Consider the following 241-nt stretch of genomic DNA (forward strand, 5'->3'; position numbering starts at 1 on the left):
CCGTCTTCAGAACCCCGGAGGTCACCGCGCCGTTGGAGAACAGCTTGGCGGCGTGAGTTTCCATCGCCTGATTCAGGCCGATGACCTGGCGGGCATAGGCGATTGGGTTCAGCCCCGTTAGGCCATCAAGAGTGAACAGGCGGACGTGCCAGATTTCGTCCTGGGAAAGGGTCTCGACGCCGCTCTTGAACGTGACGTCATACTCAACCGTCCAATCATCTTTCAGCTTCGGTTTCACCGC

At 58.9% G+C, this 241-nt stretch carries 1 protein-coding gene; it reads right to left on the bottom strand.

What is annotated here, in order from left to right:
- A partial coding sequence (locus HMPREF0072_RS10665; RefSeq protein WP_004830859.1) for a phage portal protein occupies positions 1-241 on the bottom strand: 241 nt, incomplete at both ends.

Origin of the sequence: Anaerococcus lactolyticus ATCC 51172, assembly GCF_000156575.1 — a bacterium.
Lineage (GTDB): Bacteria > Bacillota > Clostridia > Tissierellales > Peptoniphilaceae > Anaerococcus > Anaerococcus lactolyticus.